We start from the raw sequence: 18,836 nt of genomic DNA, 5'->3' as shown, positions 1-18,836 counted from the left end.
GACTAATCAACCATAGCTGCGGCCTCACGTGAAATAGCTTGCCGGATCTGACCTTGCTTCAAAGCTGTTGAGCTATCGTCCTTCCTGCGCGGGAAACTGTTTTTCGAGGGAATGGATACCGCTCCGTCCTCACAATACCATTAGAAGTAGATGCCTGTGCGAAGGGGATAAGCCATTAATTTTATGAAGAATCGCTCTTCTGACGGCAGAGTATGTCTCGCGGGGATTGAAGGACGTTCGGGCAATAGTGACCAACCGTTTTAGCGAGAGCGGGGAAGGCAAACCGCTTCAACCGCATGGCACGGCCATTCCCTAGCGGCCCGACTGCCGCCACAATAAATTCCCGAAATCGGCCACTGCTTCAGGCTTTGGTAACTAAGTTGGGTAACCATAACGGCGAGTTAAGCGTAGAGCGTATGAGTGAGTATCAGAATGGCATCAGTTTTTCCGCTTGCCGACCTCAAGGCTTCCGTCAAGGCGGATTCCCGGCCGCAGTCTTGGGTTGACACGATCATCAAGGGCGATTGCGTCAGCGCCCTCGAGGCTTTGCCCACCCACTCCGTCGATGTCATCTTTGCCGATCCGCCGTATAATCTGCAGCTCGGCGGATCGCTGCACCGTCCCGACCAGTCGCTGGTCGATGCCGTCGATGACGAATGGGATCAGTTCGCTTCCTTCGAGGCCTATGACGCCTTCACCCGCGCCTGGCTGCTCGCCTGCCGCCGCGTGCTGAAGCCCACGGGCTCGATCTGGGTGATCGGCTCCTACCACAATATCTTCCGCGTCGGCGCCACGCTGCAGGATCTGAATTTCTGGATCCTCAACGACATCATCTGGCGCAAGACCAATCCGATGCCGAATTTCAAGGGCCGCCGTTTCCAGAACGCCCATGAGACCATGATCTGGGCAAGCCCGAACGCCAAGGCCAAGGGCTATACCTTCAATTACGATGCGATGAAGGCGGCCAATGACGACGTGCAGATGCGCTCCGACTGGCTGTTCCCGATCTGCAATGGCGGCGAGCGGCTGAAGGGCGAGGACGGCAAGAAAGTGCATCCGACCCAGAAACCGGAAGCGTTGCTCGCCCGCGTCATCATGGCCTCGACCAAACCAGGCGATATCGTGCTCGATCCCTTCTTCGGCTCGGGAACGACGGGCGCCGTCGCCAAGCGCCTCGGCCGCCATTTCGTCGGCATCGAACGCGAGCAGGATTATATCGATGCGGCATCGGCCCGCATCGCCGCCGTCGAGCCGCTGGGGAAGGCGGAACTGACCGTCATGACCGGCAAGAAGGCCGAAGTGCGCGTCGCCTTCAACGTGCTCGTCGAAAGCGGCCTGATCAAGCCCGGCCAGGTGCTGACCGACGCCAGGCGCCGCTACAGCGCCATCGTGCGCGCCGACGGCACGGTCGCCTCCGGTGGCGAGGCCGGCTCCATTCATCGTCTCGGCGCCAAGGTGCAGGGTCTCGATGCATGCAACGGATGGACCTTCTGGCACTTCGAAGACGGGCAGTCCCTGCGCCCGATCGACGATCTCAGGTCCGTCATCCGCAGTGATCTGGCAAAGGTGGAGTGAGCACCATCTAAACCAGAGAGTTGGAGCATGATGTCGTCCGAAAACCGCTTACACTTTTCGGCATCATGCTCTGGCGGATCGAAAAACCTTCTTCCGGTTTCCTCCAGTTGCGGAAGAAGACCAAGGCGCCCGGGGCTTCAACCTCGGGCGTCTTCTATTTCCGAGGGGTTGTTTCAGAAATCCTTGTAGTCGGTGACCTCGACGCGCGTAATGCGGCCGTCTTCATTGAAGGTGATCGTCTCCTCACCCTCGCGCACCAGCGGCTCGCCGGTGCGGCTGTGGGTGGCGCGGAGCGACCAGACGGCGCGGCCGGAAAGCGGCGTCAGGCTTTCCACCAGCGAATTTTCCGCCGTCTGATCGGGATAATCGTCGAAATAGCGCCGGAAGGCGGCCATGATCTCAGGCCGGCCGGAAAGGCTGCCGACGCCGTTCGAGACATAGGTGGCGTCCTCGGCGAAATAGCCCTCGATCGTCGCAAAATCGAGAGCGTTGATGGCGGCGTGAAAACGTTCGATTTCCTCTGCCGGGTCGAAAGCCATGGGTCTCAGACCTTCACGCCGTAGGCGGCGAGATCGCTGCGCAGTTTCTCCGCGCCGGAAAACAGCACCGCATTCCAGCCGGCGGCCTTGGCGCCTTCGACATTGGCCGGCGCGTCGTCGATGAAGATCGTTGCCTTGGGGTCGAGGCCGAAGCTCTTCGTATGGGTTTCGTAGATGGCAAGATCCGGCTTGATCAGGCCGACATCGCCGGACACGGTGACGCCGCGCGGTTTCGTCAGGAACGGGAAACGTTGCTGCGCTTCGCGAAACGTGTCGGAGGCGAAATTGGTGAGCATGGTCACGTCGCGTCCCTCGGCGATCAGCCCTTCCATGATGGCGACGCTGTCCGCATAGGCGTGCGGCACCATCTCGTGCCAGTATTTGCGGAAGGCACGGATATGTTCTTCGCGGGCCGGGTGCTCAGCGATCAGCAGCGCTTCGGCCTCCGCCCATGTGCGGCCGCGGTCCTGCTCGATGTTCCAGTCATGGGTGCAGATATTGGCGAAGAACCAGTTGCGCTCGGTCTCATCGGGGATGAGGCGGCTGAAGGGAAGATGAGGATCGTAATGAATGAGGACTTTGCCGATGTCGAAAACAATATGCTTTATGTCGGTGGTCATGGTCATCCCTTGGATGTTTTGAACGTGAGAGGAATAGCCGCCGCGATCGCCTTTTTCATGATGGTCGGCAGGGCCTGGGCTTCAAGATTTGTAACCGGCTCCCACCATCCGTCATCCCGGGCGACCTGGCCGGCGATCGCCGCGCGCCAGATCGAAAGCCTGAGCTCGAAATGGGTGAAGACGTGGATGACGGTGCCGCAGGCCTGCCATGCCGCCTCGAAGGGGGCGGCCGAGACGGATGTTTCGCCGTCGAGGCGCGCCGTCCAGGCGGACGTCGGCACCTCGGTCATGCCGCCGAGCAGGCCGCTGTCCGCGCGCCGCCGGAGCAGGATCTCGCCCTCACCGGTCACCGCGATAAAGGCCGCGCCGTAGCGCACCGGTTTTTCCTTCTTCGCCGCCTTGACCGGAAAGAGCTCGGGATCGGAAAGCTTCAGCGCCTGACAAGCATCCCGGAACGGACAGAGCGAACAGGCCGGCCGCTTCGGCGTGCAGATCGTCGCCCCGAGATCCATCATCGCCTGGGCGAAATCGCCGGGGCGGGCGGCGGGTGTCAGCTGCGCCACTTTTTCCTTCATCAGCGGCTTGGCGGCCGGAAGCGGCGCGTCGATCGCATAGAGCCTGGAGATCACCCGCTCGACATTGCCGTCCATCACGGCCGCCGGCCGGTTGAAGGCGATGGCCGCGACGGCGGCGGCCGTATAATCGCCGATGCCGGGCAGCGACTTCAGCCCTTCTTCGGTATCGGGAAAGACTCCGCCATGTTCTGTCGCCACCGCTTCGGCGCATTTCTTCAGGTTGCGGGCGCGCGCATAATAGCCGAGCCCGGCCCATGCGGCCATCACAGCCTCGGTTTCGGCCGCGGCAAGATCGGTCACATCAGGCCAGCGCTGCAGAAACTTCTCGAAATAGGGTTTGACCGCCTGCACCGTCGTCTGCTGCAGCATCACCTCGGAAAGCCAGACGTGATAGGGATCGGGTTGGACGCCGCGGGCCGCCATGCCGGGCGAGATACGCCAGGGCAGGTCGCGGTGATGGCGGTCGTACCAGTCGAGCAGGGGCTTGGCGGATGGCGTGTCGAGTGTCTTGATCGTCATGATTTGCCGGGATCGGGGGAAGTGCCTATACTTGGCGAAGCAATGCCGCGCGATCAAGTCGCTCCCGCCAATTCCCGGTGCGATTGGCCGGCGCCCCCAAGGTTTTCGATGAGTTATCCACGCAAAGGTGCAAAGCAGATTTCCGAGCTGGCGAACGGGCTGATCGATCCCGTCCTTGCGCGCCGCGCCGGCATCAACACGGCGCTGCTCGGCTCCTGGAGCGAAATCGCCGGCGAGGATTTCGCCGATTGCACCCGGCCGGAAAAGATCGCCTGGGCCCGCGGCGGCGGCGATGACGGCGGCTTCCGCCCCGGTGTGCTGACGATTGCTTGCGAAGGTGCGCGCGCCCTGTTTCTCACCCATGCCCAGGGCGAACTCATCCAGCGCATCAACAGCTTCTTCGGCTTCGCCGCCGTCCACCAGATCCGCATCGTCCAGAAACCGGTCTCCCAGGCCATACGCCGCTCCCGCACCCCGCCGCCGCTGAAAGGCGAAGCCGCCCGCAAGCTCGAAGGCATGATGGAGGGCATCGAGAACGACAAGCTGCGCCAGGCGATCCAGCGGTTAGGGACGGCGGTGATGGGCAGGCCGGGAAAGCGACGCTGATACCAAGGACCGCCGCTAAACGACGCCCTTCTTCAAGATGAAATTGCCATAGGGCCGTATTTCCCCCGTCTGAACCACAGCAAAGCAGGATTCAGCCAGTGGATAATAGGCGAAGCGCTCGATGGGCCTGCTCGTGATGCTGCGCTTTTCCGCCGTCGAGCAGAGCAATTCGACATCCGCATGAACGGGCAGCATGATGCCGGTCTGCTCCGGATCCTCCATATGCATGAGCGGCTGTTCGACGAAGTGATCGAGCGGCATGACCGCCAGGATCGCCGCTATGGCGTCTGGGGCGCTGGCCGCGTTCATCGAGACGAGTTTGCCGCTGACGGTCTTTTTCGACACGCGGCACGCCGAGAAATTCTTGTCGACGATGGCGATCTCGTCGCCATGACCCATCGCGCTCAATATCCACAAAAGATCCGGGCAAAGAATCCCGGGAATGTTTTTCAGTGCCATGTTCGTTCCTCCATTTTCCCCATATATCATCATAAAACATCGAAGAAAACGCTTGCGCAAACGTTTCGATGGTCATATAGCGGTTTTCACCATTTCATTGGAGGATGAAATAGGCCGGTGACTGCCGAGGCTGGGGAGGCTTGTTCGGGGTCGTTTTAATCTTTCGATTTTGTTCGGGGCGCGCGTTGAAGCGGCGGCAGTCTGAGGCTGCGTGTCAGGCGTGATGGGGAGGTCTGCAATCATGGCGACAATCACTGACGTTGCACGCGCCGCGGGCGTCTCGGTTTCGACCGTGTCGCACGTCGTCAACGGCACCCGGCATGTGAACGAAGCGACGGCGGCGCTCGTCAGGGACGCGATCGAGCGTCTTGGATTCGTGCCGAACGCTGTAGCCCGGTCTCTTGTGCGATCCTCGACCGACGCGGTGGGTATCGCGATCTCGATCAGCACCAACTATTATTTCAACGATATCGTATCCTCCATCGAGCGAGCCTGCGCCGCCATCGGCCAGCTCGTTTTTCTCTGCGACACGCAGAACGATCCGGAAACTGAACTGCGGCTAGTCCGCGAACTCGTCCAGCGGCGGGTGGACGGGGTGATTCTGGCTCCGTCCTGCGATCCGGAAAACCGCGCTATCGACTATCTCAAATCGGCTCGCATGCCCTTCGTGCTCGTCGACCGCCTGACGGTCGAGGATGCGGATGGGGTTTGCCTGGACAACGAGGCAGCGATGGAGACGCTGATCGACCATCTGGTGGGCCACGGCCACCGCCGCATCGGCCTCATCGCCGGCGAGCCGGGGCTGCTTTCCACGATCGAACGTGTGCGTGGATATGTCGGCGCCATGCGCAAGCATGGGCTGGAGATCGATCGCAGTTTGATGAGCGAAGGCAATGCGAACAGTGCGGATGCCTGCCAATCGGCGCTTGAGATCTTGGGTCGGGCGGACCGACCGACGGCGATCGCCTCCGGCAACAATCTGGCCACCATCGGCGTCATGCGCGCGGTGCGCGACCTTGGATTGCGCATCGCAGAGGATCTGGCGCTGATCGGCTTCGACGATTTCGATTGGGCCGATTGCTTCGAGCCGCGGCTGACCGTCATGGCGCAGCCGAGCGAAACGATCGGCATGCAGGCTGCGGAAATGCTGGCCAGGCGGATCAAATCGAGCACCGAAAGCGTGCGGCAGGTCCGCCTGCCGGCAAAACTGGTAATTCGCCGCTCCTGCGGCTGCGGAGGGCACTGAAATGACGTCGGCACTGGCTCTTGCTGGGATCACCAAATCCTTTCCGGGCGTGCGCGCCTTGAAGGGCGTGTCGTTTTCCCTGGAGCCCGGGGAAATCAGGGCGTTGGTGGGTGAGAACGGCGCCGGAAAATCAACGTTGATGAAGATCCTCTCCGGCGCCTATTCGGCCGACGAGGGGCGCATCGAGCTTTTTGGCGAAGCGGTGCTCGATCCGACGCCGGCCGGGATGATCGCGCGCGGCGTTGCGGTCATCTATCAGGAATTGGCGCAGGCGCCGCACCTGACCGTCGCCGAAAACGTTCTGATGGGGCGGCTGCCGTGCAAGGGCGCCCTGATCGATTGGGGCGAGGCGAAACGCCGGACGATGGAGGTCGTTGACCGGCTCGGTTTCGATGTCGATCCGACCGCTCGGATCGGAACACTCTCCGTTGCCAAGCGCCAGATGGTGGAGATTGCCAAGGCGCTGGCGCGCGATGCGAAGATCATCGTTCTCGACGAGCCGTCGGCGGTGCTGGCGCAGGCGGAGATCGACCAGCTGTTCCGGGTTGTCCGGCAACTGGCTCGTGAGAGCGGCGTTGCCTTCGTCTATATCTCGCATCGCCTGCGCGAGGTGTTCGAACTGAGCGACACGGTGACTATTCTGCGCGACGGCACCGTCATCCACAACGGACCCTCCAACGGCCTGACGACGGACGATCTCATTCGCAGCATGGTCGGCCGGGAGGTGGGCGACGTCTTTCCAAAGCGCACGCCCAGGATCGGCGAGGAAGCGCTGTCCGCCAAGGGCATCTCGACGCCGGCGTTGCTCAAAAACGTCAGCATTCATGTTCGAAAGGGCGAAATCGTCGGTCTCTTCGGGCTGGCGGGCGCTGGCCGCACCGAGCTTCTGCGCGCCATCTACGGCGCCGACCCGCGTGGTGCCGGCGAGGTCAGCATCAACGGCGCGATGGCGAGCATCGGTTCGCCGCGCGCCGGCATCACCAAGGGGCTGGGTCTCGTGCCGGAAGACCGCAAGACCGAGGGCCTCTTCCTGATACAGAGTGTCGGCTTCAACATCATGTCGGCCAGCCTCGCGCAGATCGTCCGTTTCGGGCTTCTGTCGCTTGGCCGCGAGCGCAAGATCGTCAACGGTCTGATCGAGCGGCTGCGGATCAGGACGCCGAACGCCGCAGCGGCGACGCAGAACCTTTCGGGCGGCAATCAGCAGAAATGCGTGCTGGCGCGGCTCGTCAGCGCCGGATGCGAGATCCTGCTGGCCGATGAGCCGACCCGCGGCGTCGATGTCGGGGCCAAGCGCGAGATCTACGACCTGCTGGTCGAACTGGCGGAAGCCCGCGGACTGGCAATCGTCATCGCCTCTTCCGAACTGCCGGAAATCCTCGGCCTGTGCGACCGGCTCTACGTTCTGAGAGAGGGCGAAGTGACGGCTGAGCTCGACGCGCGCACCGCAACTGAAGAAGACGTCATGCACTTCGCGGCACTACATTAATGAGGGGACTACCATGAAAAATCTTCCGCGCGGAACGGGTCTTGCCGGTGCACTGATCGTACTGATCATCGCCGCCTCGCTGATCTCTCCTCATTTTCTCAATCCCATCAATATCCTGAACGTCTTGAGGCAGGTCGCGCTCTATGGGATCCTCGGCATCGGCATGACATTCGTGATCCTGACCAAAGGGATCGATCTTTCGGTGGGCTCGATTGTCGCGCTGGTCGGCGTCACCGGCGCGGTCCTGATGGAACAGGGCATGTCCATCCCGCTGATGGTGCTGATCTGTCTCTCCATTGGCGCGCTCGTCGGTTGCGTCAACGGCTTCGGCGTTTCCTATTTCCGTATTCCGGCCTTCATCATGACGCTCGGCTGCATGGTGATGGTGCGCGGATTCGCACTGATGATCGCCGATGGCGGCACCGTCAATCCCGGCAAGCTCGCCGAAAGCTTCTTCGTGCTCGGCGGCGGCTACATGCTGGGCGTGCCGACACCGATCTACGTCTTCGCGATCGTCTGCATCGTCGCGGCCGTCGTGCTCAGCTTCACGCCGTTCGGCCGCGCCATCTATGCGGTCGGCAGCAATGAGGAGGCGGCGAGGCTCTCCGGCATCAATGTGCCGCTCGTCATCTTCAGCGTCTACATCATCTGCGGCGTGCTGGCAGCACTCTCCGGCCTGATTTTCCTGTCCCGCCTTTCCGTCGGCGACCCGAATTCCGGCCTCGGCCTCGAACTGGAAGCGATCACCATTGCGGTGATCGGCGGCACCTCGCTGTTCGGCGGCGAGGGCACGGTTCTCGGCACGATGGGGGGCGCCATGGTGCTGGCCATCATCGCAAACATTCTCAATCTCGCAGGTGTTTCACCATTCTCACAACAGGTGGTGAAGGGCGCGATCATCGTTCTTGCCGTGCTGCTCGAAGCCGGAAGAAAGCCACGCAAGTAGCGTGTTCACTAAAAGGGAGGACTTGAAATGCTCAGTATCACCAGACGTATGCTCATTATCTCCGCCGGGCTCGCCACCGTCCTGACGGCGGCGCCCGCCTTCAGTGCGGACAAGATCGTCATCGGCTTCTCGCAGGCGAGTTCGAACTCGGCGCATCGCAACACGATGACCAAACGCAACCAAGCCTATGCCGCGGAGCACTTCAAGGATGTCGATCTGATCGTCACCAACGCGGAAGGCAAGTCAGCAAAGCAGATTTCGGATGTCGAAAGCCTGATGGTACAAGGCATGAAGGTTCTGATGATCTCGGCTCAGGATGGCGCCGCGATCGCTCCGACCATCAAGCAGGTGCTGGCCGCCGGCATTCCGGTCATCACCCTCGAGCGCAGCCTCGATATTCCGGTTACGCTGCATGTCGGCCCGCACAACAAGCCCATCGGCACGCTGGCCGGCAAGTACATTGCTGAAGCGCTGAAGGGCAAGGGCAATGTCGTCGAGATCAAGGGCGACCCGGCTGTCGCTCCCGCGGTCGAGCGCCATGAAGGTTTTGCCGAAGCCATCGCCGGCACCGATATCAAGGTGATCGCCGAAACCCACGCCGACTGGGATCAGGAAAAAGCGTTGAAGTTCATGGAAGACACGCTTCAGCGTTTCCCGGCCGGGCAGATCCAGGCCGTCTACGCCCATAACGACAATATGGCGTTTGGTGCGCTGCGGGCGATCCAGGCTGCCGGCCGTGACAAGGAAGGCATCCTCATCATCGGCATCGATGGCGAGAATGCCGCCATTCGCGCCGTTGCCAAGGGCGATCTGACCGCGACCTTCACCTATTCCACCGTCGCGCCTGAAGGCGTCATTGCCGCACATGCGCTTGCCACCAACGACACGGCAGCGCTGGAAAAGCTCGGAACCTTGACGAAGAAGGACGACGGCTCGATGGAAATCGAGATCGCGTCGAAGATGATCACCAAGGAAAATGCCGCCGAGTTCTTCTGCAAGGGCTTCGGCGACGATCCCGAATGCAAATGATCCGGTAGACTGCGAAGTCCGGCGCGACAACAGACGCGCCGGACTTTGGTTCGAGATTCGAGGATCAAGCCGCCCGGTCGGCGGCGGGTCGCGCAGCCGGACGTCGCCGATGTTGTCTTCGAGCGGCTCGACCGTCTGCATGTCGAGCGGATGAAGGCTGAGGGCGGTAGCGCTTAGCCCTGTCGACAAATCAAGATTATGATTTCCGATATTCCCCGGCAATTGGCGGGCTTCCCCACGGGCCGATATCTTCCCCTGTATCCAGAATATCGAGTTGCCGCTGTACGACCTGTTCGAGCTCATATTGCAAAGCCTGGCGCCTCGAAGAGCTTCGTCGGAGCGAGAGCGATACGGTGCCGCTGGGCGAATTGATGGCGCGCTATAGCGCGGAAGATTGAGTTTCATGTCGAGCAGCCGAACGCCAGCTTGAAAAGCTTGGGTGAAGTCTGACTTGAACTCTGACACCGCTGTATTACACTGTAATCACTTGATAGGAGTGAACAGGAATGCGCAGCAGCAAACCTATTACGGTTACGCTCGGCAGTCAGCAGAAAAGCCTGGAAGGACGGCTGCAATCGGGCGCCTATAGTTCGGCGAGCGAGGTCATTCGCGCCGCGTTGCGTGCGCTCGACCGAGAAGAGGATGCGATCAACGAAATCATGCGTCTGAAAATCCGCGAGGCGATCGATGATCCGGGTTCGGATATCGATGCCGATATGGTCTTCGAGCGGCTCGAACGTCTGCATGCCGAGCGGATGAAGGCTGAGGATGGTGGCGCTTAAGGTCGTATTTCGTCCGAGAGCGGAGAAGGACCTGCTCGATATCTACGCATTCATCGCTGCGGAGAATTCTCTGGCGGCGATGGAATTCATCCGCCGGCTGAGGCAAGTCTGTCATGGTCTGGACGATATGCCGGAAAGGGGAGCGCCGCGCGAGGATTTTGCCCCGGGTGTTCGAATTCTGGTTTTCGAGCGGCGTGTGACGATCGCTTATCGGGTCGTGAAGGATCGGGTGCAGGTATTGAGGTTGTTCTATGCCGGCCGAAATACGCCTTTGGCCTTCCGCGAAAACTGAGAACCGCCGATTTTGGACGCAACGTGCGCTTTTGGTCCCATCACGGTCACAATTCTTTGAAGGAAGTTGGTGAACCGTGGCTTGTGGGCGGCTGTCAGCCGTTATATCGCACAGTCATGCCGTCAATCTCATTAGTTATGGGGAACCCATGCAGATGTCCGAAATGCAACTGACGAAACGCCGCCTTCTGGGTGGGATCGCCATCGCCGCAGCTGCCGCAGCGCTTGCCGCCTGCAACGACAGCAAGGACGCTGCCGATGCTTCGTCCTCCGGTAAGACCATGGCCGACGGCACCAATGTCGATACCATGCAGACGGCAGCCACTTCGGCGACCGAAATGCCGCAGTCCGACGGCGATGTCGACATGGCCGAAGTGCTGAAGCCCGGCGTGCTGCCGGAGATGGCGCTTGGCAAGGCCGACGCCCCGGTCAAGATCGTCGAATATATGTCGATGACCTGCCCGCATTGCGCCCATTTCCACAACACCACCTTCGATGCCATCAAGCAGAAATATGTCGACAGCGGCAAGGTGCAGTTCATCATCCGCGAATTCCCCTTCGACCCGCGCGCTGCCGCCGCCTTCATGCTCGCCCGCTGCAGCGCCTCCAATCCGGAGCAGCTGAGCACGCCGGAACAGTATTTCCCGATGGTCTCGATGCTGTTCAAGCAGCAGCAGGTCTGGGCCGCCGCCGATGATGGCCGCGCCGCGCTGCTGCAGATGTCGAAGCTCGCCGGATTTACTGAGGATAGCTTCACGAAATGCTTGACGAACCAGAAGCTTCTGGATGAAGTGAACGCCACGCGGGAAAGAGGTTCCAAGGATTTTGGCGTCAACGCCACGCCGACTTTCCTTATCAATGGCAAGCGCTACTCTGGAGACATGCCGGTTGACACCCTGTCGGCGCTCATCGACAGCCTGCTCTGAACCGGATCGTTTCGAAACGACGGGCGCCGGTGAAAGCCGTGCGCCCGTTTTTCGTTTTCAGCGCGGTTTGCGGATGAGGGGGCTTCCTGGCGTGGATATTTCCGCATGAAGTTCAATAAGCTGCGCCTGGTCGGCTTCAAATCCTTCGTCGAGCCGACGGAATTCATCATCGAGCGGGGGCTGACCGGCGTCGTCGGGCCGAACGGCTGCGGCAAGTCGAACCTCGTCGAGGCGCTGCGCTGGGTGATGGGCGAGAATTCCTACAAGAACATGCGCGCCTCCGGCATGGACGACGTAATCTTTTCCGGTTCCGGCAACCGCCCGGCGCGCAACACCGCCGAAGTGGCGCTCTATCTCGACAATGGCGAGCGCACCGCGCCTGCCGCCTTCAACGACAGCGACGAGATCCAGGTCACCCGCCGCATCGAGCGTGAGCAGGGTTCGCTCTATCGCATCAACGGCAAGGAAAGCCGCGCCAAGGACGTGCAGCTGCTGTTTGCCGACGCCTCCACCGGCGCCCGCTCGCCGTCGATGGTCGGCCAGGGCCGCATCGGCGAGCTGATCCAGGCCAAGCCGCAGGCCCGCCGCCAGCTCTTGGAAGAGGCGGCCGGCATTTCGGGCCTGCATTCGCGCCGCCATGAGGCCGAACTGCGGCTGCGCGCCGCCGAAGGCAATCTCGAACGTCTCGACGACGTCACCTCGCAGCTCGAAAGCCAGATCGAGAGCCTGAAGCGCCAGGCCCGCCAGGCCAACCGCTTCAAGACGCTGTCGGCCGATATCCGCGCCCGCGAGGCGATGCTGCTGCATATCCGCTGGGTGCAGGCCAAGGAGGCCGAGGCCGAGGCCGACAGCGCCCTCAACCAGGCGACATCGGTCGTCGCCGAGAAGGCGCAGAACCAGATGGAGGCGGCCAAGCACCAGGCCGTTGCCAGCCTGAAGCTGCCGGAATTGCGCGAGGGCGAGGCCCGCGCCGCCGCCGCCCTGCAGCGCCTGCAGATCGCCAGAAGCCAGCTGGAGGAGGATGCCGGCCGCATCCTGCGCCGTCGCGACGAACTGACCCGCCGCCTGACCCAGCTGGCCGAGGATATCCGCCGCGAGGAGCGGCTGGTCGCCGACAATGCCGTCATTCTGGCGCGGCTCGATGCCGAAGAGGCCGAGATTGCAGAGGTGCTGGCCGATTCCGGCCGTTACGCCGAGGAAACCCGCGAAGCCTTCGAGGGCGCGGCGGCAAAACTGGCCGACAGCGAGCGCATCTTCACCCAGCTGACCGCCGAGCGCGCCGAGGCGGCTGCCGGCCGCAACCAGCTGGAACGCGCCATCCGCGATCTTGCCGATCGCCGCATGCGCCTCGAACGCCAGATGGACGAGGCAAACCACGAATTGTCGGCGATCGGCGAGAAGATATCGGGCCTGCCCGATCCGGACGAAAAACGCGCCATCGTCGAGGCTGGCGAGATCGCCCTTGCCGATGCCGAAGCCGCCGTTCAGGTGGTCGAACAGGCGCTGGCCTCGGCCCGCCAGACAGAGGCGCTGTCGCGCGCCCCGGTCGATCAGGCCCGCTCGGCGCTGAATGCGCTGGAAACCGAGGCCCGCACCATTTCCCGCATGCTCGCCGCCGGTGCCGCCGCCGGCAAATTTCCGCCGGTGGCCGAGGAGCTGAAGGTCGATCGCGGTTTCGAGACGGCGCTCGGTGCGGCGCTGGGCGACGATCTGGAATCGCCGCTCGATGCCGAGGCGCCGGCCCATTGGTCGGAGAATGGCGATGGCGCCGCCGACCCGGGGCTTCCCTCCGGCGTCACGCCGCTGCTGGCCCATATCAGCGCGCCCGCCGCCCTGACCCGCCGTCTGCGCCAGATCGGCCTTGTCGCGGAAGGGGAGGCGCAGTCGTTGATGACGGCGCTGAAGCCCGGCCAGCGGCTGGTGACCAAAGACGGCGCCGTCTATCGCTGGGACGGCCATGTCACCGGCGCCGACGCCCCGAGTGCCGCGGCGCTGCGCCTTGCCCAGAAGAACCGGCTGGCCGAACTCGAAGGTGAGGCGGCGCTTGCCCGCGACGTGCTTGCCGAAGCCGAGGAACGGCAGGCCGAAGCTGCCGAGGCGATCCGCGGGCAGGAGGCGAGGCTTGCCGAGGCGCGCGACATGAGCCGCCTGTCGGCCCGCCATCTCACGGAAGCCCGCGAGGCGCTGGCTGCCGCCGAGCGTGCCTCCGGTGACCTGATCCGCCGCCGCGATGTCGTCAGCGAGGCTGTCAGCCAGCTGCAGTCGCAGCTGGAGGAAATTGCCGTCCAGGAAGAAAATGCCCGCATCGAGCTGGAGGATGCGCCGGATCTGACTGCGATCGACGAACGGCTGCGCTTCCAGCAGGCGGAAGTGGCGACCGATCGCGGCGCGCTTGCCGAAAGCCGCGCCCGCCACGAAAGCCTGGCGCGGGAAAACGAGGCCCGCCAGCGCCGCATCATGGCGATCGGCCAGGAGCGCGAAACCTGGCGCCAGCGGGCGGCAAGCGGCGAAGACCATGTCGCCACGCTGCGCGAGCGCGAGGAAGAGGCGCGCGAGGAGGCCGCCGAGCTCGAACTGGCGCCGGATGAATTCGACGACAAGCGCCGCGCCCTGCTCACCGAATTGCAGAAGGCCGAGGAGGCGCGCCGCAATGCCGGCGACCTGCTGGCCGAGGCCGAACGCATCCAGCGCGAAGCCGACCACAAGGCGACGACGGCGCTGTCGGAGCTTGCCGAATGCCGTGAACGCCGCGGCCGCGCCGAGGAGCGCCTGGTCTCGGCCCGCGAAAAGCGGCAGGAAAGCGAAGGCCGCATCCGCGAGACCTTGAACGTCGCCCCGCACGAGGCGCTGCAGCTGACCGGCCGCCCGACCATGCAGGCGCTTCCCGATCCGCGCGAAGTCGAGCGCGAGCTCGAGCGGCTCAGGATCGAGCGCGAGCGGCTCGGCGCCGTCAACCTGCGCGCCGACGAGGAGCAGAAGGAACTGAGCGAAAAGCTCGAAGCGCTGATCAAGGAGCGCGACGATGTCATCGATGCGATCCGCAAGCTGCGCGGCGCCATCCAGAGCCTCAACCGCGAGGGTCGCGAACGGCTGATCGCCGCCTTCGACATCGTCAACGCCCAGTTCCAGCGGCTGTTCACCCATCTGTTCGGCGGCGGCACGGCCGAGCTGCAGCTGATCGAATCCGACGATCCGCTCGAAGCCGGCCTGGAAATCCTGGCGCGGCCGCCCGGCAAGAAGCCGCAGACCATGACGCTGCTCTCAGGCGGCGAACAGGCGCTGACGGCGATGGCGCTGATCTTCGCCGTCTTCCTCACCAACCCGGCGCCGATCTGCGTGCTCGACGAGGTGGACGCGCCGCTCGACGACCACAATGTCGAGCGCTACTGCAACCTGATGGACGAAATGGCGGCCTCCACCGAAACCCGCTTCGTCATCATCACCCACAATCCGATCACCATGGCCCGCATGAACCGCCTCTTCGGCGTCACCATGGCCGAACAGGGCGTCTCGACCCTCGTCTCCGTCGACCTGCAGACGGCCGAGCGTTTGCGCGAGATTGCCTGAGCACATCTCGATCTAGGCGTTGGCGAGACCAGCCCCTCGTCCGCCGTCACCGTCCTTCGGCCTCCCGCTTACGGGGCAAAGACCCCGCCCCAAACCCCTCCCCACAAGGGGGAGGGGCTTAACCTGCCGCACCGCATCTCCTAAAACTCCAGATCGGCAGGCGACGAGATGATCGCGGGCAAAGCGGTGATGCTGGGTTAGTCCCTCCCCCTTGTGGGGAGGGGTTGGGGAGGGGGCTTGAAGCGCAAATCGCACAGCAGTGAGCTTGACCCGAGACACCAAGCCCGGACGCAATTTCAGCAAATGTCCGAGCGGTTTTGCGCCCGGAAATTGCGTAAAATCAAACGCCAAGCATTAAACACCAAAAAAGGTCGGCTCTCCGGCGGTTCGTACCCCATTTGGGTGATGCTCTTTTCGCTGACTTGCATTAGAAGTTGTTTCAACGCAACCTGACTGCCTTGCTTGAAAGCAGGGGATCAAGACGCGGGATTTTCGAATTGCGTGCGGTTTTCCGGGCAGAGGGCAAGAGCCGGAAAGCTGAGGCAGTTTCAGCAGGGTGCCGGCGATTTTCCTTTCGAAACGCGTGCGGCAGCTCTTGCCGGAATTGCACGAAAACAATGCGATAGGGTGTTTCCCCAAAGAGATGAAGGTGGGAAATGCGCTGGGTTGAGGGACCCCCCGTCCGGTTTTCCTGGCCGGACGGAAACAAGGCTTTGCGGGACATGTTGCAGTCCCGCAAAGCTTTTTTTATGCCTTCTCTTCTGCCGGACAATGTTTCAATCGTTTCATCAGCCGCGCCACCCAAGAATTATTGTGCGGCGCAACATTTTGCCGCATTTGTCGATTTTCATTTCAACACCAACGGATTAAGCTGATTACTCAGGCGTTGACGCTGCTGGCCGTATTCTCTTTGGTCATTCGAGGAGAGCAAGCCATGTCGACAAGCTGGGGGATCAAGCTGATCCTTTCGTGGTGTTGGGGGGAAGATGACCAAGTGGGTCTATACGTTCGGCGACGGGCAGGCTGAGGGCCGGGCGCGCGATCAGGAGATTCTGGGCGGCAAGGGCGCCAATCTCGCGGAAATGTGCGCGCTCGGGCTGCCCGTTCCGCCGGGACTGACGATTATCGGCGAAGCCTGCAACACCTATTACAAGAACGGCCGCCATATCGAGGATGGGCTGAAGGCGCAGGTGCGCGCCGGCATAGCGGGGATCGAGGCGATCACCGGCCGCCATTTCGGCGCCGGCAGCCAGCCGCTGCTGCTGTCGGTGCGCTCCGGTGCCCGCGTCTCGATGCCCGGCATGATGGACACCGTGCTCAATCTCGGCCTCAACGACGAGACGGTGCAGGCGCTCGGCCATGATGCCGGCGACGCGCGTTTTGCCTGGGACAGCTACCGCCGCTTCATCCAGATGTATGCCGATGTCGTCATGGGCCTCGGCAACGACGCCTTCGAGGAAATCCTGGAAGACGAGAAGGCGAGGCTCGGCCATGAATTCGATACCGAGCTCAGCGCCACCGAATGGCAGCACATTGTTTCGCTCTACAAGCGGCTGATCGAGGAGGAACTGGCGAAGGAGTTTCCGCAGGATCCCGAAGTCCAGCTCTGGGGCGCGGTCGGTGCGGTCTTTTCCAGCTGGATGAGCGCGCGCGCCGTCACCTACCGCCATCTTCACAATATTCCGGAAGGATGGGGCACGGCGGTCAACATCCAGGCGATGGTCTTCGGCAATCACGGCAATGCGTCGGCGACAGGCGTCGCCTTCACCCGCAATCCCTCGACCGGCGAAAAGGCGCTTTACGGCGAATTCCTCGTCAATGCCCAGGGCGAGGATGTCGTGGCCGGCATCCGCACGCCGCAAAGCATCACCGAGGAGGGGCGGCTTTCCTCCGGCTCCGACAAGCCCTCGATGGAAAAGCTGATGCCGGAGGCCTTCCGCGAACTTTCCCGCATCTGCACCGAACTCGAGATCCATTACCGCGACATGCAGGATATCGAATTCACCATCGAGCGCGGCAAGCTGTGGATGCTGCAGACCCGTTCGGGCAAACGCTCGACCCGGGCGGCGATGAAGATCGCTGTCGACATGGTCGATGAGAAGGTGATCACCGAGGAGGAGGCGGTGCTGCGCATCGAACCCTCCAGCCTCGACCAGCTGCTGCACCCGACGATCGATCCGCGTGTTTCCCGCCAGGTGATCGGCACCGGGCTGCCGGCCTCGCCGGGGGCTGCGACCGGGGCCATCGTCTTCACCGCCGAAGAGGCGGTCGAGGCGGAAGCCGAGGGCCGCAAGGTCATCCTGCTCCGGGTCGAGACCAGCCCTGAGGATATTCACGGCATGCATGCCGCCGAGGGCATCCTGACGACGCGCGGCGGCATGACCAGCCATGCGGCGGTGGTTGCCCGCGGCATGGGCATCCCCTGCGTCGTCGGCGCCGGCACCATGCGCATCGATCAACGCAACGAGCGGCTGCTCGGCATCGGCGTGACGCTGAAGAAGGGCGATATCATCACCATCGACGGCTCGGCCGGCCAGGTGCTGAAGGGCGAGGTGCCGATGATCCAGCCGGAGCTTTCGGGCGATTTCGGCCGCATCATGGGCTGGGCCGATCGCGCCCGGCGCATGACGGTGCGCACCAATGCCGACACCCCGGCCGATGCGCGCGCCGCCCGCTCCTTCGGCGCCGAAGGCATCGGCCTTTGCCGCACCGAGCATATGTTCTTCGAGGGCGAGCGCATCCATGTGATGCGCGAGATGATTCTCGCCGAAAACGAGACGGGCAGGCGGCTGGCGCTCGATAAGCTGTTGCCGATGCAGCGGCTGGATTTCACCGGCCTCTTCACCGTCATGCACGGACTGCCGGTGACGATCCGCCTGCTCGATCCGCCGCTGCACGAATTCCTGCCGAAGACCGACGACGAGGTCGCCGAGGTCGCTTTTGCCATGGGCATGGAGCCCTTAGCGCTGCGCCAGCGCGTCGATGCGCTGCACGAGTTCAACCCGATGCTCGGCCATCGCGGCTGCCGGCTGGCGATCTCCTATCCCGAGATCGTCGAGATGCAGGCCCGCGCCATCTTCGAGGCGGCGGTGGCCGCAGCCCAGGAGACCGGCGCGGCGGTCGTGCCGGAGATCATGGTGCCGCTGGTCGGCCTGCGCTCCGAACTCGATTACGTCAAGGCCTGCATCGACGCCATCGCCGGCAATGTCATGCGCGAAGCCGGCATGAAGATCGATTATCTCGTCGGCACGATGATCGAGCTGCCGCGCGCAGCGCTTCGCGCCCATGTGATCGCCGAAGCCGCGGAATTCTTCTCCTTCGGCACCAACGACCTGACGCAGACCACCTTCGGCATCTCGCGCGACGACGCCTCGGCCTTCATCCCCACCTATCAGCGCAAGGGCATCATCGAGCACGATCCCTTCATCTCGCTCGATTTCGACGGGGTGGGCGAATTGATCAGCATCGCCGCCGAACGCGGCCGGCGCACCCGCAACGACATGAAGCTCGGCATTTGCGGCGAACATGGCGGCGACCCGGCCTCGATCCGCTTCTGCGAGACGATCGGCCTCGACTATGTCTCCTGCTCGCCGTTCCGCGTGCCGATCGCCAGATTGGCGGCGGCCCAGGCGGTGATTTCAGCGAAGTAACCGGGCAGCCCTGCGGG

General features: G+C 62.9%; 16 protein-coding genes. 12 read left to right on the top strand and 4 right to left on the bottom strand.

Annotation, left to right across the window (positions count from 1 at the left end; genetic code table 11):
• The first annotated feature begins 432 nt into the window (after positions 1 to 432).
• The gene (locus CO666_RS21520) at positions 433 to 1,575 is read left to right on the top strand and encodes a site-specific DNA-methyltransferase (protein ID WP_097614224.1); all 1,143 of its coding nucleotides are present in this window, start codon (positions 433 to 435) and stop codon (positions 1,573 to 1,575) included.
• A gap of 173 nt (positions 1,576 to 1,748) precedes the next feature.
• On the opposite strand, the gene CO666_RS21515 is transcribed toward CO666_RS21520, so the two are convergent.
• The 3 genes from CO666_RS21515 to mutY are packed head-to-tail and all read right to left on the bottom strand — an operon-like array spanning position 1,749 to position 3,828.
• Positions 1,749 to 2,114 carry a nuclear transport factor 2 family protein gene (locus CO666_RS21515; protein ID WP_097614223.1) on the bottom strand — a complete coding sequence of 122 codons (366 nt, stop codon included), beginning with the start codon at positions 2,112 to 2,114 and terminating at the stop codon, positions 1,749 to 1,751.
• 5 nt (positions 2,115 to 2,119) lie between these two features.
• Positions 2,120 to 2,734: an HAD family hydrolase gene (locus tag CO666_RS21510; RefSeq protein ID WP_097614297.1), complete on the bottom strand. Its 615-nt coding sequence runs from the start codon at positions 2,732 to 2,734 to the stop codon at positions 2,120 to 2,122.
• Between the two features lie 2 nt (positions 2,735 to 2,736).
• On the bottom strand, positions 2,737 to 3,828 hold the full coding sequence (gene mutY, locus CO666_RS21505; protein WP_097614222.1) for an A/G-specific adenine glycosylase: 1,092 nt from the start codon (positions 3,826 to 3,828) through the stop codon (positions 2,737 to 2,739).
• 108 nt (positions 3,829 to 3,936) lie between these two features.
• Here mutY and CO666_RS21500 point away from each other — a divergent pair, with 108 nt between their 5' ends.
• Complete coding sequence (locus CO666_RS21500; RefSeq protein WP_097614221.1) at positions 3,937 to 4,434, top strand: DUF721 domain-containing protein; 498 nt, start codon at positions 3,937 to 3,939, stop codon at positions 4,432 to 4,434.
• A 15-nt stretch (positions 4,435 to 4,449) separates the two neighbouring features.
• Here CO666_RS21500 and CO666_RS21495 read toward each other — a convergent pair whose 3' ends face one another.
• Entirely contained in the window at positions 4,450 to 4,893 is a 444-nt protein-coding gene (locus tag CO666_RS21495; RefSeq protein ID WP_097614220.1) for an RbsD/FucU family protein, read from the bottom strand.
• A 241-nt stretch (positions 4,894 to 5,134) separates the two neighbouring features.
• Between CO666_RS21495 and CO666_RS21490 the strand changes: the two genes are divergently transcribed.
• The 10 genes from CO666_RS21490 to ppdK all read left to right on the top strand — a co-directional run bounded on the left by CO666_RS21490 (position 5,135) and on the right by ppdK (position 18,819).
• The gene (locus tag CO666_RS21490) at positions 5,135 to 6,139 is read left to right on the top strand and encodes a LacI family DNA-binding transcriptional regulator (protein WP_097614219.1); all 1,005 of its coding nucleotides are present in this window, start codon (positions 5,135 to 5,137) and stop codon (positions 6,137 to 6,139) included.
• Position 6,140: 1 nt separating this feature from the next.
• Entirely contained in the window at positions 6,141 to 7,628 is a 1,488-nt protein-coding gene (locus CO666_RS21485; protein ID WP_097614218.1) for a sugar ABC transporter ATP-binding protein, read from the top strand.
• 13 nt (positions 7,629 to 7,641) lie between these two features.
• Positions 7,642 to 8,574 (top strand): ABC transporter permease, encoded by a 933-nt coding sequence (locus CO666_RS21480; protein ID WP_097614217.1) that lies wholly within the window; start codon positions 7,642 to 7,644, stop codon positions 8,572 to 8,574.
• Between the two features lie 27 nt (positions 8,575 to 8,601).
• Complete coding sequence (locus CO666_RS21475; RefSeq protein WP_097614216.1) at positions 8,602 to 9,603, top strand: substrate-binding domain-containing protein; 1,002 nt, start codon at positions 8,602 to 8,604, stop codon at positions 9,601 to 9,603.
• Positions 9,604 to 10,109: 506 nt separating this feature from the next.
• A complete protein-coding gene (locus tag CO666_RS21470; RefSeq protein ID WP_097614215.1) occupies positions 10,110 to 10,385 on the top strand; it encodes a type II toxin-antitoxin system ParD family antitoxin in 276 nt (91 codons plus the stop codon).
• The gene (locus tag CO666_RS21465) at positions 10,372 to 10,677 is read left to right on the top strand and encodes a type II toxin-antitoxin system RelE/ParE family toxin (protein WP_179869739.1); all 306 of its coding nucleotides are present in this window, start codon (positions 10,372 to 10,374) and stop codon (positions 10,675 to 10,677) included. The genes CO666_RS21470 and CO666_RS21465 overlap by 14 nt, the downstream gene beginning before the upstream one ends.
• Before the next feature lie 154 nt (positions 10,678 to 10,831).
• Positions 10,832 to 11,602, top strand: a complete 771-nt coding sequence (locus tag CO666_RS21460) for a DsbA family protein (protein ID WP_425352429.1) — start codon at positions 10,832 to 10,834, stop codon at positions 11,600 to 11,602.
• 105 nt (positions 11,603 to 11,707) lie between these two features.
• The gene (locus CO666_RS21455) at positions 11,708 to 15,169 is read left to right on the top strand and encodes a chromosome segregation SMC family protein (protein ID WP_097614213.1); all 3,462 of its coding nucleotides are present in this window, start codon (positions 11,708 to 11,710) and stop codon (positions 15,167 to 15,169) included.
• A gap of 656 nt (positions 15,170 to 15,825) precedes the next feature.
• Complete coding sequence (locus CO666_RS33730) at positions 15,826 to 16,044, top strand: hypothetical protein (protein ID WP_143540342.1); 219 nt, start codon at positions 15,826 to 15,828, stop codon at positions 16,042 to 16,044.
• A gap of 111 nt (positions 16,045 to 16,155) precedes the next feature.
• Entirely contained in the window at positions 16,156 to 18,819 is a 2,664-nt protein-coding gene (gene ppdK, locus CO666_RS21450) for a pyruvate, phosphate dikinase (RefSeq protein WP_097614212.1), read from the top strand.
• Positions 18,820 to 18,836: the final 17 nt, after the last annotated feature.

This window comes from Rhizobium chutanense, assembly GCF_002531935.1.
GTDB lineage: Bacteria > Pseudomonadota > Alphaproteobacteria > Rhizobiales > Rhizobiaceae > Rhizobium > Rhizobium chutanense.
The sequence above is the reverse complement of the archived record's forward strand: the minus strand, read 5'-3'. Positions and strand labels throughout refer to the sequence as shown.

Excerpts from the sequence above, each read along its gene's own strand:
- CO666_RS21460 (WP_425352429.1), top strand. The coding sequence starts at position 10,832 with ATGTCCGAAATGCAACTGACGAAACGCCGCCTTCTGGGTGGGATCGCC.
- CO666_RS21515 (WP_097614223.1), bottom strand. The coding sequence starts at position 2,114 with ATGGCTTTCGACCCGGCAGAGGAAATCGAACGTTTTCACGCCGCCATC.
- CO666_RS21475 (WP_097614216.1), top strand. The coding sequence starts at position 8,602 with ATGCTCAGTATCACCAGACGTATGCTCATTATCTCCGCCGGGCTCGCC.
- CO666_RS21465 (WP_179869739.1), top strand. The coding sequence starts at position 10,372 with ATGGTGGCGCTTAAGGTCGTATTTCGTCCGAGAGCGGAGAAGGACCTG.
- CO666_RS21520 (WP_097614224.1), top strand. The coding sequence starts at position 433 with ATGGCATCAGTTTTTCCGCTTGCCGACCTCAAGGCTTCCGTCAAGGCG.
- CO666_RS21470 (WP_097614215.1), top strand. The coding sequence starts at position 10,110 with ATGCGCAGCAGCAAACCTATTACGGTTACGCTCGGCAGTCAGCAGAAA.
- mutY (WP_097614222.1), bottom strand. The coding sequence starts at position 3,828 with ATGACGATCAAGACACTCGACACGCCATCCGCCAAGCCCCTGCTCGAC.
- CO666_RS21480 (WP_097614217.1), top strand. The coding sequence starts at position 7,642 with ATGAAAAATCTTCCGCGCGGAACGGGTCTTGCCGGTGCACTGATCGTA.
- CO666_RS33730 (WP_143540342.1), top strand. The coding sequence starts at position 15,826 with ATGCGCTGGGTTGAGGGACCCCCCGTCCGGTTTTCCTGGCCGGACGGA.
- CO666_RS21495 (WP_097614220.1), bottom strand. The coding sequence starts at position 4,893 with ATGGCACTGAAAAACATTCCCGGGATTCTTTGCCCGGATCTTTTGTGG.
- CO666_RS21490 (WP_097614219.1), top strand. The coding sequence starts at position 5,135 with ATGGCGACAATCACTGACGTTGCACGCGCCGCGGGCGTCTCGGTTTCG.
- CO666_RS21500 (WP_097614221.1), top strand. The coding sequence starts at position 3,937 with ATGAGTTATCCACGCAAAGGTGCAAAGCAGATTTCCGAGCTGGCGAAC.
- CO666_RS21455 (WP_097614213.1), top strand. The coding sequence starts at position 11,708 with ATGAAGTTCAATAAGCTGCGCCTGGTCGGCTTCAAATCCTTCGTCGAG.
- CO666_RS21485 (WP_097614218.1), top strand. The coding sequence starts at position 6,141 with ATGACGTCGGCACTGGCTCTTGCTGGGATCACCAAATCCTTTCCGGGC.
- CO666_RS21510 (WP_097614297.1), bottom strand. The coding sequence starts at position 2,734 with ATGACCACCGACATAAAGCATATTGTTTTCGACATCGGCAAAGTCCTC.
- ppdK (WP_097614212.1), top strand. The coding sequence starts at position 16,156 with ATGACCAAGTGGGTCTATACGTTCGGCGACGGGCAGGCTGAGGGCCGG.